Below are 14904 nucleotides of genomic sequence, written 5' to 3' on the forward strand. Positions count from 1 at the left end.
TGCGAGGCCGACGGCGCATCGTGCCGGCGGCCCCCCGGGAGGCCGCCGATCCGCGTGCCGGCGCGCATGGGACGCGGTCTCCACTCGCCATGCTACCGGCGGCGAAGCGGGGGCGGGACAGCGCCGTCGCGCCATCCCGCCCCCGCATGAGACGGATGAGAGGTCCCTACGCCCCCTGGGAGGCGGTGACGTCGTCGGTGCCCTGGTTCCCGGTGCCCTGGGTGCGCACCGGGGTCCAGCCGCGCCGGGGCGCCACCGCGGAGGTGCGCGGCGCGCGGGAGCGGTAGACCACGTAGGGGCGGGTCACGTAGCCCACGGGGGCGGAGACCACGTGGACGAGCCGCGTGAAGGGCCAGATCGCGAAGAGCAGCAGGCCGGCCACGATATGCAGCTTGAAGACCATCGGCACGTCCACCATGAGGCCGGGCTCGGGGCTCAGCAGGAAGATCGAGCGGAACCAGGGGCTGATCGTCTCGCGGTAGTCGTAGCCGTGATCGCCGCCGAAGAGCTGGGTGGTCAGGGTAGCCGCGGCGCCCAGGCAGATCGGGATGAGGAGCATGACGTACATGATCATGTCGTTGCGCGTGGTCGCCAGGCGCACGGACTTGACCACGATGCGCCGGTAGAGCAGCCCCGCCAGGCCCACGAGGGTCATGACGCCCGCGATCGAGCCGGGGATGACCGCCATGAGGTGGTAGACGTGCTCGGGGATGCCCACCGCCTCGGTGAAGGACTTGGGGATGACGAGCCCCATGACGTGCCCGAGGGCCACGAACAGCACCCCGAAGTGGAACAGCGGGGAGGACCAGCGCAGGATCCGGTTCTCATTCCACTGCGAGGAGCGGGAGGTCCAGCCGTACTGGTCCGTGCGCCACCGCCACCACAGGCCCACGGCCAGGAGGAAGAAGGCGGCGTAGGGCAGGCCGACCCACAGGACGTAGTGCTCGAAGGTGCTCATGCTCTCTCCTGGACTGGGGCGACGCCGAGGACGGCCTCGCTCTGGAACTGCTGGAAGGGGCCCGCGACGGGCATGGACGGGAAGGGCAGGACCTCGGTGACGCCCACGGTCTCCGTGGGCGGGCCCGCCGCCACGAGCCGGCGGATCCGCTCCGCCGTCGGCTCGTCCAGCGGCTCCAGGGTCATGCAGACCGCCTCGATGAGGCGGGCGTAGGGGGAGCCGATATCCGTCAGCGCGCTGCGCAGCACCTCGATGCCCTCGCGGTGCGAGGAGAGCAGGGCGCCGGCGATCTCATCGCCCTGCTCGGCGCTGCGCGCGGAGAGCTCGAGGACCACCGGCAGGTAGTCGGGGAGCTCATCGCTGGCCATCTCGTAGCCGGAGGCGGCCAGCGCCTGCTTGAAGGCCACGATGGCAGCACCGCGCTGGCGGGTGTCGCCCACCGCGTAGTAGGTGAGGTAGAGGCAGCAGCGGCGGCGCCGGTCGAAGACGTCGACGTAGTGCTCGGCAAGTGCGCGCTCCCCGCGCTCGCGGGCATCGGCCACGAAACCGGCCAGGCGCTCCCGCACGGGCTCGGGCAGGCCCACCAGCGCCTCCTCGACGGCGTCCAGGCGCGCCGCCAGCTCCCCCTCGGACGGGTAGTCCAGGAGGAGCGAGGCGCACATATGCACCGCGGCCCGCTGGGAGGCGGTCATCTCCACCGCCCCCAGGGGCTCCAGCGCCAGGGGGGCCCGCACGAAGAGGGCGCCGGGAGCGCTCATCGAGGCGCCTCCCCGAGGCGCTCGACCACCGGGACCGGGCGCGTGTCGTCGTCCTCCAGGGGCATGCCGAGGACGGGCATGCCGGGGCGCTGCGCCGCGCCGAGGGCGTCCGGCCCGGCCGCGGGCACGGGGGAGCGGCGGATCGTCGGCAGGGGCAGGGCCACGGGGCCGTTGCCCGCCTGGCCGTGGAAGCCCGAGGCGTCCGAGTGGCAGGCCGACGGCGCGCCGTCGCCCAGCAGCATGCGCACGTCCTCGCCCATGGCCGCCATGCCGCGGGGGATCTCCGGCTTGGCAGTGGGGATGACGTAGCGGTCGTCGTACTTGGCGATGCCCAGCAGCTCGTACATGGCCTTGAGGGAGTCGCCGGTCATGCCGACGGCCGCCGCGATCTCCTCATTGGGCTCCTCACCGGTGCGCACATCGCGCATGTAGGAGCGCATGGCGGCCAGGCGCCGCAGGACCCGCTCGACGACGTCGGTGTCACCGGCCGTGAACAGGCCCGCCAGGTACTCCAGCGGGATGCGCATCTCGGACACGGCGGTGAGGAGCACCTTGTGGTTCTCACCGTCCAGGCCCGCGGCGACCGCCTCGTCCACGATCGGCGAGATGTACCAGACCATCGGCAGGGTGCGGTACTCGGGGTGGATCGGCAGGGCGACCTCGTAGGTGGAGATGAGGTCCCACACCGGCGACTGCTGCGCCGCGGTGATCCAGGTCTCCGGCACGCCCTCGGCGCGGGCACCCTTGATGACCTCCGGGTCGTGGGGGTCGAGGAGGATGTCGCGCTGGGCCTTGTAGAGGTCCCGGGGGTCCTCGACGGCGGCGGCCTCGGAGACGCGGTCGGCGTCGTAGAGGAGCACGCCGAGGTAGCGCAGGCGGCCCACGCAGGTCTCGGAGCACACCGTCGGCATGCCGATCTCCAGGCGCGGGTAGCACAGGGTGCACTTCTCGGCCTTGCCGGAGGCGTGGTTGAAGTAGACCTTCTTGTAGGGGCAGGACGAGACGCACATGCGCCAGCCGCGGCAGGCGTCCTGGTCCACCAGGACGATGCCGTCCTCGGCGCGCTTGTACATGGCGCCGCTGGGGCAGGCGGACACGCAGGTGGGGTTGAGGCAGTGCTCGCAGATGCGCGGCAGGTAGAACATGAACGTGCGGTCGATCTCGGTGGAGACGCGCTCGTTCATCTTGGCCAGCACCGGGTCCTCGGCCATGGTCTCCATGGAGCCGCCCAGGTTGTCATCCCAGTTGGGGCCCCAGGAGATCGTGGGCATGTACTCGCCCGTCAGCTGGGACTTCGCGCGGGCCACCGGCAGGGCGGGGGAGTCCTTGGGCGCGGACAGGAGCTTGTCGTACTCGTAGGTCCACGGCTCGTAGTAGTCCTCCACCACGGGCATGTCCGGGTTGGAGAAGATCGTGGCGAGCTTGCGCAGGCGCCCGCCGGAGCGCGGCTTGAGCCGCCCGCCGGGGGTGCGCACCCATCCGCCCTTCCAGCGCTCCTGGTCCTCCCAGGTGCGCGGGTATCCGACGCCGGGGCGCGTCTCCACGTTGTTGAACCACATGTACTCGGTGCCCTCGCGGTTCGTCCAGGCCTGCTTGCAGGTCACTGAGCAGGTGTGGCAGCCGATGCACTTGTCCAGGTTCATCACCATGGCGATCTGGGCCATGACCTTCATCAGAACGTCACCTCCTGGTTGGTCCGACGGCGGATCAGGGTGACCTCGTCGCGGTTGTTGCCCGTGGGGCCGATGTAGTTGAACGCGTAGGTGAACTGGCCGTAGCCGCCGGTGAAGTGGCTGGGCTTGAGGACGATGCGGGTCAGCGAGTTGTGCGTGCCGCCGCGCCGCCCGGAGCGCTCGGTGAGCGGGGTGTTCATCGTGCGCTCCTGCGCGTGGTGCATGAGGACCATGCCCTCGGGCACGCGGTGCGAGACATTCGCCCGGGCAGCCACGATGCCGTTGCGGTTGTAGGCCTCCACCCAGTCGTTGTCCCTCACCCCGATCTTCGCGGCGTCGGCGGGGCTCATCCACACCTGCTGGCCGCCTCGGCCCAGCGTGAGCATGTGGAGGTTGTCGTAGTACTGGGAGTGGATGGCCCACTTGTTGTGCGCGGTGATGTAGCGCACCGCCACCTCGACGGCGCCCTCCTCGGAGGGGCCCACGTGGCCCACGGGCTTCTCCCCGTACAGGGCCGTGAAGTCCAGTGGGGGCCGGTACTGGGGGAGGGACTCGCCCATGTCGATCATCCAGTCGTGATCGAGGTAGTAGTGCATGCGGCCGGTGACCGTGTGCCACGGCTTGTCATGCTCCACGTTGACGCAGAAGGCGGTGTAGCGGCGCCCCCCGTGCTCGGAGCCGGACCACTCGGGCGTCGTGATGACGCCGACCGGCGCGTCCTGGGTCTGCCGGAAGGTGATCTGCTTGCCGGCTTCCTCCTCGCTCAGCTCGATGAGCTCGGTGCCGGTGCGCTTGGCGAGCGTGGCCCAGCCCTGGGTGGCCAGGCGCCCGTTGGTGGCGCCGGACATGTGCATGACGCCGTCGCAGGCGCGGATGGGGGTGTCCACGAGGGGGCGGCCCGCCGCCGCGCCCGAGCCCGTGCCGTGGGCGAGCGCGAGCTTGTCCATCTCCTTGTCCGGGATGAGCATGATGCCCTTGGCGGGGATGCCGGCCTTGTCCGCCAGCGGCCCCAGCGCGTTGAACTTGTTGAGGATCTGGGTGTAGTCGCGCTCCACGGGCACGAGCTTGGGCATGGTCACCCCCGGCACCCATCCACCCGGCAGCCCCGAGATGTCCCCGTGGGCCATGGTGAGGGCCTCGGGGGTGTCGTGGTTGATGGGGGCGGCGACGACGTCGGTCTGCGTGCCCAGGTAGGCGGGGGCCCACTCGGAGACCATGCGCGCGAGCTGCTGGTAGATGTCGAAGTCGCTGCGGGCCTCCCACGGCGGGTCGATCGCCATGTTGAAGGAGTGGATGAAGGGGTGCATGTCCGTGGTGGACAGGTCGTACTTCTCGTACCAGGTGGCCGCGGGCAGGACGATGTCGGAGTGCAGCGTGGTGGAGGTGTTGCGGAAGTCCGCCGTCCACATGAGGTCGAGCTTGCCCTTGGGGGCCTCGCGCCAGGTGACCGAGGCCGGGCGCAGGGCCTCCGGAATCTCGGCCGCGTTGACGTCGTTATCGGCGCCGATCATGTGGCGCAGGAAGAACTCGGTGCCCTTGGCGGACGAGCCCAGCAGGTTGGTGCGCCAGTTGGCCAGGATCCGCGGGAAGTTCTCCGGGGCGTCGGGGTCCTCGCAGGCGAAGCGCAGGTCCCCGCTGGTGAGCTGTGAGACCACGTACTCCTTGGGATCCATGCCCGCCTCCTTGGCCTGCTGGCCCAGCAGCAGGGGGGAGCGGTTGAAGGTGGGGTACGACGGCGTCCACCGCGCTTCATGGCCTCGACCATGACGTCGGTGGTGGACTTGCCGGCCAGGGTGCCCGGGCCCAGCGGTGAGGCGATACGGTCAGCGGGAGTGGCGTCGTAGCGCCACTGGCTGGTGGTCAGGTACCAGAAGCCGGTGGAGATCATGTGGCGCGGGGGGCGGGCCCAGTCCAGGGCGAAGGCCCACTGCTGCCATCCGCCGATGGGGCGGACCTTCTCCTGGCCCACGTAGTGCGCCCATCCGCCGCCGTTGACGCCTTGCGTGCCGCACATGGAGGTCAGCGCGAGGATCGTCCGGTAGATCTCATCGGCGTGGTAGTAGTGGTTGATGCCGGCGCCCATGATGATCTGGGAGCGGCCATGGGTCTGGGCGGCGTTGGTGGCGAAGTCGCGCGCCGCGCGGATGAGGGCGGGCCCGGAGACGCCGCACTGCTCGGTGGCCCAGGCCGGGGTGCCGGGGACGGTGGCGTCCTGGTAGTCCGTGGGCCAGGCGCCCGGAAGGCCCTCTCGCTCGACGGCGTAGTTGGCCAGCAGGATGTCGTAGACGGTGGTCACCAGGGTGCCGTCGGCCAGGCGCGTGGCGGGCACGCCCCGGTGGACGATGCCGCCGCCGACGGTGCCGGTGGGCGTGGACGAGGCGGGCAGGTCGAAGCGGGGCAGGAGGATCTCGGTGGGCTCCACGCGGGTCTCGCCCCCGGCCAGGTCCGCGATGCTCATGACCGGGTCGACGCCGTCCATGCGCAGGTTCCAGTGGCCCAGGCCCTCATCGGTGAAGCGGTCGGCCAGGGTGCCGCGCGGGTCGGCGGGGCCGGAGGCGCGGTCCCACACCAGGGGGCGGAACTCGTTCTTCGGCATGCCCTCGGCCACGCCCGGCACGCGGTCCGCGGTGAGGAAGCGCCCGGGGATCATGCCGGTGCCGTCGGGGGCGCGCAGCAATTCGACGAGGAAGGGGGCGTCGGTGTGCTTGCGCATGTAGTCCAGGAAGTAGGGGGTGCGGGCCCCCTCGTGGAACTCCGTGAGGATGACGTGGCCCATGGCCATGGCGGCGGCGCCGTCGGTGCCCGGTGCCACGCGCAGCCACTGGTCGGCGAACTTCGTGTTGTCCGTGTAGTCGGGGGAGACCGCCACGACCTTCGTGCCGTGGTACCGGGCCTCCGCCATGAAGTGGGCGTCCGGGGTGCGGGTGAGCGGGATGTTGGAGCCCCACATGATGAGGAACTCGGAGTTGTACCAGTCGCCGGCCTCGGGCACGTCCGTCTGGTCCCCGAAGACCTGGGGGGAGGCGGGCGGCAGGTCCGCGTACCAGTCGTAGAAGGAGAGCATCGTGCCGCCGATGAGCTCGTGGAAGCGGGCGCCCGCCCCGTAGGAGATCATCGACATGGCGGGGATGACGGAGAAGCCGGCGCAGCGGTCCGGCCCCCAGGTGCGGATCGTGTGGACGTAGGCGGCGGCCATGATCTCCATGGCGTCGTCCCAGCCGACCCTCACCATGCCGCCCTTGCCCCGGGCGGACTTGTAGGCCCGGGAGATCTGGGGGGTGTCGGTGATCTCGGCCCAGGCGGCGACGGCGTCGCCCCCGTTGCGCTCCTTGGCGGCGCGGAAGGCGTCGAGCAGGACGGAGCGGACGTAGGGGTAGCGGATGCGCGTGGGCGAGTAGGTGTACCAGGAGAAGGCCGCGCCGCGGGGGCAGCCGCGGGGCTCGTAGTCCGGCATATCCGCCGGGGTCTCCGGGTAGTTGGTGATCTGCTTCTCCCAGGTGATGACGCCGTCGGTCACGTAGACCTCCCAGGCGCAGGACCCGGTGCAGTTGACGCCGTGGGTGGAGTGGACCATCTTGTCGTGGCTCCACCGGTGGCGGTAGAAGGCGTCGGCCTCGCGACCACCCTCGAGGAAGAGCCGGCGGGCGTCGTTGGAGGCCTTGCCCCGGCGCAGGTAGGAGCCGAGGTTGTACAGGGACGCGCCGGGCTCGGCCACCGCAGCCGCATCCTCGGAGATCATCGGGGCGCTCGGCTCGGCGAGGTGCCTCGGGTCCGCTGGACTGGTCATCTGGGGTCCTTCACTGAGAGTGGGTGGAGTGGGTGGATGAGGCGCGCGGGCGGCCCCGGCGCGGGCGCCGCCGCGCTGGCGGCGCCCGGCGGGATCAGCCCGGGAACGGGGCGCCCGGGCGGGCGTAGCGCAGCCAGCAGATGACGCCGCACACCAGGCAGTAGGCGACGGAGATCCAGAACCAGGCGACGGCTCCGAGCGAGGCGATGGCCACGCCCACGATGAACGGGCCCAGCGAGGCGATGGCGGCGGTGAAGCCGATCGCGCCGCCGGCCTGGCGCTTGGGCATGATCATCGGCATCTGCTTGAAGGTGCCGGCATTGCCCAGGCCCGAGAAGAAGAACATGGCGAGCATGAGCCACAGGAAGCCCGTGAACTGCGAGGGGTCGGTGGGGTCGAGGAAGAAGGTGGCAGCGCCGAGGGTGGCCGCCATGCCGACGACTGACACGAAGGTCCAGATGGCGCCCCCGAAGCGGTCGCACAGGGGGCCCCAGAGCATGCGGACCACCGAGCCGATGAGGGGGCCGAGGAAGGCGTAGGCGGTGCCCTTGGGCAGCCCGGTGAAGCCGGCGTCCGCGAGGGAGGAGGCCGCGCCGAAGTTGTTGTTGATGAGCAGGGCGAACTGGGCGGCGAAGCCGGAGAAGAGCCCGAACGTGGCCACGTACATGAGCGTCATGTACCAGGTGTCCGGGTTGGAGAAGATGTCGATCTGCTGGCGGATGTTGGCCTTGACCGGCACGTCCTTGAGCATGGCGAAGGCGAGGATCGCCGCGACGATCGTCCACGGGATGAAGAAGATGGCCGCGTTGTGGACCCACATGTCAGTGCCCGCCGAGGTGCGCTGCGGGGCGATGAAGGTGATGCCGAGCAGGCCGAAGCCCATGAGCCAGGGGCCCAGGAGCTGGATGACGCTCATGCCGAGGTTCCCGACGCCGGCCTGGAGGCCCAGGGCGGTGCCGGACAGGCGCTTGGGGAAGAAGTAGCCGGTGGAGGGCATGTAGCCGGAGAAGGAGCCGCCGCCGATCCCGCAGGCGAAGGCCAGGCCGAGCAGGACGCCGTAGCTCGTGGAGCTGTCCTGGACGGCGAAGAACCAGCCGATCATGGGCAGGGCGTAGAGCAGCGAGGACCAGGCGATGAGCTTGCGCGTGCCGACGATCGGCGGCAGGAACATGTAGACGAGCCTGATGAGCCCGCAGGACAGGCCGGGCATGGCGGTGAGCCAGTAGAGCTGGCCCTTGCTCAGGTGGAAGCCGACCTCGTTGAGCTTGGGGGCGATCGCGCTGGGGAGGAACCACACGCAGAAGGCCAGGATCATCGAGTAGGTCGTGATGGCCAGAGTGCGCCAGGCGATGGACGAGGACCAGCTCTCGGGCTCCTCGGGGTTCCATCCGACGAGGGTCCGGCCGGTGGTGTCGAGCGTGGGCAAGATGTCTCCTGGTCTCCTGGGAGGTGGACGGCGGCGTCATCGCCGGGCGGCGCGCATCGTGATCGTTCACGGCGACCACGCACGGCGAGAAACCCCGCGAACGGGGCTCTCACCATGATGCCCGAAATATGCCGGAGTCGACCGGCGTAAAAAGGAAAGCGCTGGCGGCGTGCCGGAAGGGGCGCGTCGCCCGAGGTCGCGGCCCTCCGCTTAAAGTCACAGGCGAATCACATAATCACCCCGCCCCTCCCCGCGAGACCGGGCGAACAGCACGCCGAAACCGGGCGAACAGCACGGCGAGACCGGGTCGCGCGCCGCTACCGTGAGGCTATGAGCACCACGACGCCCCCCACTGCCAGCCCAGTCAGCACCGGAAGCGCTGCCTCCACCGACGGCGCCCCCGCAGCCTCGACCGCCCCGTCGCCGGCGGACGAGCCGATCGCGCAGAAGCGCCTCGCCCCGATGATCGGCACCGTGCCCGGGGCGGTCATCACCGTCTCCGACCGCTGCGCGTCCGGCTCCCGCCCCGACGAGTCCGGCCCCCTCGCCCAGCGCCTCCTTGCCGAGCACGGCGTCGTCGTCGAGGCCGTCCGCCTCATCCCCGACGGCGCTGAGGAGGTCCGCGCCGCCATCGAGGAGGCCATCGCCGACGGCGCCCGCGTCATCCTCACCACCGGCGGCACCGGCGTCACCCCCAGGGACCTCACCCCGGAGGGGACAGCGCCGCTCCTGGCCGCGCGCCTGGAGGGCATCGAGGCCCAGATCCGCGCCCACGGCCTGAGCAAGACGCCGCTCGCCGGCCTGTCGCGGGGCTATGTGGGTGTCACCTCGCGCGACGCCGACGGCGCCCTCGTCGTCAACGCGCCCGGTTCCAAGGGCGGGGTCAAGGACTCGATCGCCGTCGTCGGGCCGCTCGTCCCGCATGTGCTGGAGCAGCTCGGCGGCGGGGACCACTGAGGGCGGTCGCTGAGCCCAGGCGCGCCCCGGCCGCACCAGGCGCCCCGGGAGCCCGGCTGCGCTGGCAGCGGCTCATCCCTTCCAGGCGCGCACCTGCTCCCAGGTGTCGAGGTCGACGGCGGCGCGCTCCGTGCCCGCCACCTCCAGCACGCGCAGCGCACCCAGTGTCCGGTGGACGGCTCTGTCGCGCAGCGGTGAGCCCCCCGGGGCCACCGCCTCGAGCAGAGCGGGGGTCCAGTAGACGCCGAGCAGGTACTGCGTGTGGTCCCCGGCCCAGGCGCAGGCGCCATCGACTCCCGGTGCCGTTGGGACCCCGTTCAGCGCCCGCAGGAGCGGGGGCAGAGCAGCCGCGGCGCCCGGCGCGTCGCAGGTGAGGACCGCCGTGACGGGGGCTGGCGCGCCCCCGCCCGTCTCCTCCTGCCCACGTCCGGCGGCCAGGGCCTGGAGCCCGGCGGCGATCCCCGCGACAGGCCCTCCCAACGGTGGGTCCTCCAGGGCCCGGAGCACCCCCGGGGGCAGCGCCACCTCGGGTGGGGCGACGACGACGGTCCGCCCGGCTGGCAGGGCCGCGCTGCCCCGCAGCGCGGCCAGCCCTTCCAGGACGTGGTCGAGAAGGCGCCGCCCAGCGACCAGCACATCGGGCTTCGAGACCCCTCCGAGGCGTCGGGCCGTCCCGCCCGCGAGAACGACGGCGTCGAGCGCGCCGATCGTGCCGGTGACGCTGATAGTGCTGACACCGGTGATGGCGTCGAGCGCGCCCGTCATTCGGGGCGCGTCCAATCCCCGCTGCGCCCGCCGGACTTCGCGGTGACCCGGGCGTCGGTGAGCATCACTCCTCGGTCGACGCCCTTGACCATGTCGACGACGGCCAGGCCGGCCACCGTCACGGCGGTCAGCGCCTCCATCTCCACCCCGGTGCGGTCCGCGGTGCGCACGGTGGCGCGGATCTGAACGCCGTCGTCGACGATCTCCAGGTCCACATTCGCCCCGTGCACGCCGATGACATGCGCCAGCGGCAGCAGCTCCGGGACGCGCTTGGCGGCGGCGATCCCCGCGATGCGCGCCACGGCCAGCACGTCGCCCTTGGGGACGGTGCCGGCCCGCAGCGCCTCCACGATCGCCGGCGAGCAGCGCACCATGGCGGCGGCGCTGGCCGAGCGCGCGGTCGACGCCTTCTCGGTGACGTCCACCATGTACGCGGCGCCGGAGGAATCGAGGTGGGTCAGGCGGATGGGATCAGTGCTCATCACAGGCTCCTTGGTCACGTGTGGGCGGGGGAGGGCAGGGGGATGAGGCCGACAACGTCGCCGGGCCGCGCCCCAGCGGTCTCCTCATCGACGACGGCGAGCGCCTCGGCGGAGCTCAGCGACGACACGAGATGCGAGCCCGAGCCGAGCCGGTGCGTGGGCTCCACCCAGGGCAGGGCGGACGGGGCCGCCGTGGCCGGCTGTGCCGATAGTGCCGATTGGGCCGGGCCAGCGCTCTCGGGCGCCGGGGGCAGCGGCTCGGGCAGGGGGCTCGGCGCGTCGACGACGCGCACGGGGACGTACTGGCGCCGCCCCACCGGGCCCTTCCAGGCGGTGGCGGCCCGCGCGTAGGAGGCCCGCGACCCGGTGGCCCCAATGCCCGCGGCCTCCCGGTGTCCGGCGAGGATCGCCAGGGCGGGGGCGACGACGAGGGTGAAGGAGACGAGCACGCTCACCGGGTTGCCCGGCAGGCACAGCAGCGGCACGTCGCGCCCGTCGCGGGCGCGGATGGCCCCGTGGCCCTGGGGCTTGCCCGGCTGCATGGCGACCTTGGCGAAGCTGATCCGCACCCGCGCCCCCGGCCCGTCGCCGCCGGTGGGGGCCGCGTTGAGGGTGCTGCCGCGGGCGGCGGCGGGGCCGCCGGCGCTCTCGGCGAGCATGGTGAGCGGGTCGAAGGCCCCCGCGGACACGCCCCCCGAGGTGACGACGAGGTCCGCGTCCTCAGCCGCCTCGGCGAGGACCGCAGCCAGGGCCTCCGCGGTGTCCGCGCTGCGGCGCGCGCCCGCGAAGGCCGCGCCGCACTCGCGGATGAGCCCGGCCAGCAGCAGGGAGTTCGAGTCCGGGATCGTGCCCGGCGCGAGCCCCTGCCCGGCGTCGACGAGCTCGGCGCCGGTGGACACGACCGCCACGCGCGGTCGCGGGCGGGCGAGCACCTCGGCCCGGCCCACCGAGGCGAGCGCGGAGATCGCGGTGGCGCCCAGCAGGGTCCCCGCCTCCATGACCGGGTCCCCGACGGCGCAGCCCTCCCCGGCGCGCCTGACATTGAGGCAGGTACTCGGCGCGGCGTGGATCGCGACCCGCTGGGGCAGCGGGCGCGGGCCCGGGGCCTGGTCGGTGTCCTCCACCCTCACGACGGCGTCAGCGCCCTCGGGCAGCATCGCGCCGGTCATGATGCGCATGGCGGTCCCGGGGGCCAGTGGCGCGGGGGCGGTGCCCGCCGGGACATCGCCCGCCACCGGCAGGACGACGGGCGCCTGATTGGTGGCGCCGGCGGCGTCCTCGGCGCGCAGGGCGTAGCCGTCCATCGCGGAGTTCGTCCACGGAGGGACGGGCAGCGCGGCGGTGACGTCCTCGGCCAGGACGAGCCCGTGCGCGGCCTGAAGTGGCGTGGCGACGGCGTCGAGCGGGCGCAGGGCTCCCAGCGCCTCGCGGACATAATGCTCCGGCGGGATCAGTGTCGGCATCGTCGGCATTGTCGGCATCGTCTTCTCCTCAGGCGGCTTCGGCATGGGTGATGGGGGCGGTGTAGGGTCTGGCGCGTCCATGGGCGATACGAGGAGGGCGCTATGACGCGGGAGGCGGACCACTCGCACGAGGCTACCGGCGCGGCGGCCCCGGCGGGCGCGCGGATCGTGCGCGCCGAGATGACCGAGGCACCGGTGAGCGTCGCCGAGCTGGCGCGCGCGGTCGCCGATCGCGCGGCGGGCGCCGTCGTCACCTTCGACGGGATGGTCCGCGACCACGACGACGGGCGCTCCGTGGACTCCATCACCTACTCCTGCCACCCGAGCGCTGGGGAGGTCATCGAGCGGATCGCCGCCGATATCGCGGCGCGCCCGGGCCTGCGCGCCCTGGCGATCGTCCACCGCACGGGCGAGCTCGCGATCGGGGACACCGCCCTGGGCGTGGCGATCAGCGCCGACCACCGGGCCGAGGCCTTCGCGGCCCTGGCCGACGCCGTCGAGGAGGTCAAGCGCCGCCTGCCCGTGTGGAAGAACCAGCGCTTCTCCGACGGCACCACCGAGTGGAGCAACTGCGCCTGAGCGGCGCGCCTCAGCCCCCGGCGAAGGGCGGCAGGACGTCGACGCGGTCGCCGTCGACCAGTGGCGCCAGGGAGTCCGCGGGGGTGGACAGGCCGTTGACGAGGAAGGTCGAGATGCCGATGACCCGGGCCATCTCGATGCCTCGCCCCGCCAGGTGCTCGCGCAGGCCGGCGAGGGTGAGGGGGCCGGTGGCCTCCAGGCGCTCCTCGGTGCGGCCGGCGGCCTGCGCGGCAGCGGCGAAGTAGCGCAGCTCGATCACCACGGGGAGCGCGGCTGGGGTTGGCGACACCGCGGGCGCGGGCTCGGATGCGGTCATGGTGGTCCTTCCAAGAGCTAGTCGGGAGTGGGAGGGGAGGCGGCTGAGCGCGCCAGGCGCTCGTCGACGTCGCGGGCAGGTGCCGGCCTTACCCGCCGATGGCGGACATCGTCCGGCCCGGCCGCTCGAAGCCCGAGGGCAGTTCTGCCGGATCATCCGATCCATGGGCGAGGGGCTTGCGCCAGGCGGCGGCCGCCCAGACGCGCATGAGGTCCTCGTCCGTCGCCCCCGAGCGCAGGGGGCCGCGCAGATCGGTCTCGGTGGTGGAGAACAGGCAGGTCATGAGGCGCCCGTCCGCGGTGATGCGGGCGCGGTCGCAGTCGGCGCAGAACGGCGCGGTCACCGAGGCGATGATCCCCACGCTCCCGGCGGGGTGGGCGGCGCCGTCGTGCTCGCCCGCGGCCACGCGCCACAGGGCGGCGGGGCGGCGGTCCGGGCGGCCGGCCTCGGCCAGGGTGAATCCCGCGTCGCTGAGCGCGGCGAGGATCTGCTCGGCGCCGACGACGTCGTCGGCGCTCCAGGACTCTCGCGGCCCCAGCGGCATGTGCTCGATGAAGCGCAGCTGCCACCCGCGCCTCAGGCACTCGGCGAGCAGCCGGGGCGCCTGGGCGTGGAGCGTGCCCGGCAGGGCGACGGCGTTGACCTTGATGGGGGACAGGCCCGCGGCCTGCGCTGCGGCGGCGCCGGCCAGAGCGTCGTCGAGGCGATCGCGGCGGGTGAGGGCGGCGTAGGCCTCGCGCTCCAGGGCGTCGATGGAGACGTTGACGCGGGCCAGGCCCGCGTTCCTCAGCGCGGCGGCGCGCTTGTCCAGGCCGAGCCCGTTGGTGGTCAGGCCGATGTCTGGCACCGCGCCGCCGGGGGTGCGCAGGGAGGCGATCGCGCTGATGATCTCCTCCAGGTCCCGGCGCATGAGCGGCTCCCCGCCGGTGATGCGGATGCGCTCCACCCCCAGCCGGGTCACCGCGATCCGGGCGAGGCGGCCGATCTCATCGGCGGTGAGCAGCGAGGCGGAGTCGAGCCAGTCCAGGCCTTGGGCCGGCATGCAGTAGGTGCAGCGCAGGTTGCAGCGGTCGGTGATGGACAGGCGCAGGTCCCGCACGGTGCGCCCGTAGCGGTCGGTCAGCCCGGTCGGAAGGGCGCCCAGCCCCTCGGGCGCGCCCAGTCCTTCGGGCGCGCGCAGCCGCGGCATCGGCAGGAGTGTCCTGGCGGTGCCGGGGCCCGGGGCGCGAGCAGGGGCGGGGGTCATGGAACCAAAGAATACGGGGCGCCCCCGTGGGCGGGAATCACAGCGGGTCACGACGGACCGCGACCGGCGGTGACGAGCAATGCCGGGCAGTGCCCGGCCGTGGCCCCCGCCCACGGGAGCGCCGCGGGACTCAGGCGGTGCGGCGGATCTCGACGCGCGCGTAGCCGTCCTCGGCCTCGAGCAGCTCGTGGGAGAAGGCTCCGTCGAGCTGGTCGATCTGCGCCAGCAGCGGGGTGGGCACGTGCGGGGCGATGAGGTCGAAGGACTCGCCGACCGTCAGGCTCGACGCCGCCCCCAGGACGGCGGCGTGGCGCAGGCGGTGGGGGATCGCGCGCGCATCGAGGGCGAGGCGCTCGTCGCTGCACCCGCAGCCGCATCCGCAGCCGCCGGACTTCTTCTCCTCGATCGGCAGGAGGTTGGGGTTCTCGCTCATGCGGTGCTCCTTGGGGTGAGTGGGCCGATGGGCCCGAGGGGCCATCCGGCTGCCGAATGGC

General features: G+C 72.5%; 12 protein-coding genes and 1 pseudogene. 2 read left to right on the forward strand and 11 right to left on the reverse strand.

The features are described from left to right. Window positions 1-166: 166 nt before the first annotated feature. The 5 genes and pseudogenes from narI to A1QA_RS0111850 all read right to left on the reverse strand — a co-directional run bounded on the left by narI (window position 167) and on the right by A1QA_RS0111850 (window position 8602). Window positions 167-958: a respiratory nitrate reductase subunit gamma gene (gene narI / locus A1QA_RS0111830; protein WP_017179121.1), complete on the reverse strand. Its 792-nt coding sequence runs from the start codon at window positions 956-958 to the stop codon at window positions 167-169. Continuing rightward, window positions 955-1716 carry a nitrate reductase molybdenum cofactor assembly chaperone gene (gene narJ / locus A1QA_RS14655; RefSeq protein WP_017179122.1) on the reverse strand — a complete coding sequence of 254 codons (762 nt, stop codon included), beginning with the start codon at window positions 1714-1716 and terminating at the stop codon, window positions 955-957. The genes narI and narJ overlap by 4 nt, the downstream gene beginning before the upstream one ends. After that, window positions 1713-3389, reverse strand: a complete 1677-nt coding sequence (narH, locus tag A1QA_RS0111840) for a nitrate reductase subunit beta (protein WP_017179123.1) — start codon at window positions 3387-3389, stop codon at window positions 1713-1715. Before narH ends, narJ begins: the two co-directional genes overlap by 4 nt. Continuing rightward, window positions 3389-7128 (reverse strand): annotated as a pseudogene (locus A1QA_RS14660) (nitrate reductase subunit alpha). The gene narH and the pseudogene A1QA_RS14660 overlap by 1 nt, the downstream one beginning before the upstream one ends. Before the next feature lie 142 nt (window positions 7129-7270). After that, window positions 7271-8602, reverse strand: coding sequence for an MFS transporter (locus tag A1QA_RS0111850; RefSeq protein WP_017179124.1), 1332 nt, complete (start codon window positions 8600-8602; stop codon window positions 7271-7273). Window positions 8603-9064: 462 nt separating this feature from the next. Between A1QA_RS0111850 and A1QA_RS0111855 the strand changes: the two genes are divergently transcribed. Further along, window positions 9065-9559, forward strand: a complete 495-nt coding sequence (locus A1QA_RS0111855; RefSeq protein ID WP_051000672.1) for a MogA/MoaB family molybdenum cofactor biosynthesis protein — start codon at window positions 9065-9067, stop codon at window positions 9557-9559. A gap of 72 nt (window positions 9560-9631) precedes the next feature. Here A1QA_RS0111855 and mobA read toward each other — a convergent pair whose 3' ends face one another. The 3 genes from mobA to A1QA_RS0111870 are packed head-to-tail and all read right to left on the reverse strand — an operon-like array spanning window position 9632 to window position 12269. Then, window positions 9632-10324: a molybdenum cofactor guanylyltransferase gene (mobA, locus tag A1QA_RS0111860; protein WP_017179126.1), complete on the reverse strand. Its 693-nt coding sequence runs from the start codon at window positions 10322-10324 to the stop codon at window positions 9632-9634. After that, entirely contained in the window at window positions 10321-10806 is a 486-nt protein-coding gene (moaC, locus tag A1QA_RS0111865; protein ID WP_017179127.1) for a cyclic pyranopterin monophosphate synthase MoaC, read from the reverse strand. Before moaC ends, mobA begins: the two co-directional genes overlap by 4 nt. A gap of 14 nt (window positions 10807-10820) precedes the next feature. Beyond that, a complete protein-coding gene (locus A1QA_RS0111870; protein WP_043508680.1) occupies window positions 10821-12269 on the reverse strand; it encodes a molybdopterin molybdotransferase MoeA in 1449 nt (482 codons plus the stop codon). Between the two features lie 102 nt (window positions 12270-12371). Here A1QA_RS0111870 and A1QA_RS0111875 point away from each other — a divergent pair, with 102 nt between their 5' ends. After that, window positions 12372-12848: a molybdenum cofactor biosynthesis protein MoaE gene (locus A1QA_RS0111875; protein ID WP_017179129.1), complete on the forward strand. Its 477-nt coding sequence runs from the start codon at window positions 12372-12374 to the stop codon at window positions 12846-12848. Between the two features lie 10 nt (window positions 12849-12858). Here the strand turns inward: A1QA_RS0111875 and A1QA_RS0111880 are convergent, their stop codons facing one another. From A1QA_RS0111880 to A1QA_RS0111890, 3 genes are all read right to left on the reverse strand, one after another. Further along, the gene (locus A1QA_RS0111880; protein ID WP_017179130.1) at window positions 12859-13164 is read right to left on the reverse strand and encodes a MoaD/ThiS family protein; all 306 of its coding nucleotides are present in this window, start codon (window positions 13162-13164) and stop codon (window positions 12859-12861) included. An 88-nt stretch (window positions 13165-13252) separates the two neighbouring features. Continuing rightward, the gene (moaA, locus tag A1QA_RS0111885) at window positions 13253-14410 is read right to left on the reverse strand and encodes a GTP 3',8-cyclase MoaA (protein ID WP_026048913.1); all 1158 of its coding nucleotides are present in this window, start codon (window positions 14408-14410) and stop codon (window positions 13253-13255) included. Between the two features lie 130 nt (window positions 14411-14540). Next, window positions 14541-14843, reverse strand: coding sequence for a DUF2249 domain-containing protein (locus tag A1QA_RS0111890; RefSeq protein WP_017179132.1), 303 nt, complete (start codon window positions 14841-14843; stop codon window positions 14541-14543). Between the last annotated feature and the right edge of the window lie 61 nt (window positions 14844-14904).

The organism is Actinomyces timonensis DSM 23838, assembly GCF_000295095.1.
Classification (GTDB): domain Bacteria; phylum Actinomycetota; class Actinomycetes; order Actinomycetales; family Actinomycetaceae; genus Actinomyces; species Actinomyces timonensis.

What these genes read in the sequence shown, in the direction of transcription:
- narI (WP_017179121.1), bottom strand. Translation starts at nt 958, where the DNA reads ATGAGCACCTTCGAGCACTACGTCCTGTGGGTCGGCCTGCCCTACGCC.
- narJ (WP_017179122.1), bottom strand. Translation starts at nt 1,716, where the DNA reads ATGAGCGCTCCCGGCGCCCTCTTCGTGCGGGCCCCCCTGGCGCTGGAG.
- narH (WP_017179123.1), bottom strand. Translation starts at nt 3,389, where the DNA reads ATGAAGGTCATGGCCCAGATCGCCATGGTGATGAACCTGGACAAGTGC.
- A1QA_RS0111855 (WP_051000672.1), top strand. Translation starts at nt 9,065, where the DNA reads ATGATCGGCACCGTGCCCGGGGCGGTCATCACCGTCTCCGACCGCTGC.
- mobA (WP_017179126.1), bottom strand. Translation starts at nt 10,324, where the DNA reads ATGACGGGCGCGCTCGACGCCATCACCGGTGTCAGCACTATCAGCGTC.
- moaC (WP_017179127.1), bottom strand. Translation starts at nt 10,806, where the DNA reads ATGAGCACTGATCCCATCCGCCTGACCCACCTCGATTCCTCCGGCGCC.
- A1QA_RS0111870 (WP_043508680.1), bottom strand. Translation starts at nt 12,269, where the DNA reads ATGCCGACACTGATCCCGCCGGAGCATTATGTCCGCGAGGCGCTGGGA.
- A1QA_RS0111875 (WP_017179129.1), top strand. Translation starts at nt 12,372, where the DNA reads ATGACGCGGGAGGCGGACCACTCGCACGAGGCTACCGGCGCGGCGGCC.
- A1QA_RS0111880 (WP_017179130.1), bottom strand. Translation starts at nt 13,164, where the DNA reads ATGACCGCATCCGAGCCCGCGCCCGCGGTGTCGCCAACCCCAGCCGCG.
- moaA (WP_026048913.1), bottom strand. Translation starts at nt 14,410, where the DNA reads ATGACCCCCGCCCCTGCTCGCGCCCCGGGCCCCGGCACCGCCAGGACA.
- A1QA_RS0111890 (WP_017179132.1), bottom strand. Translation starts at nt 14,843, where the DNA reads ATGAGCGAGAACCCCAACCTCCTGCCGATCGAGGAGAAGAAGTCCGGC.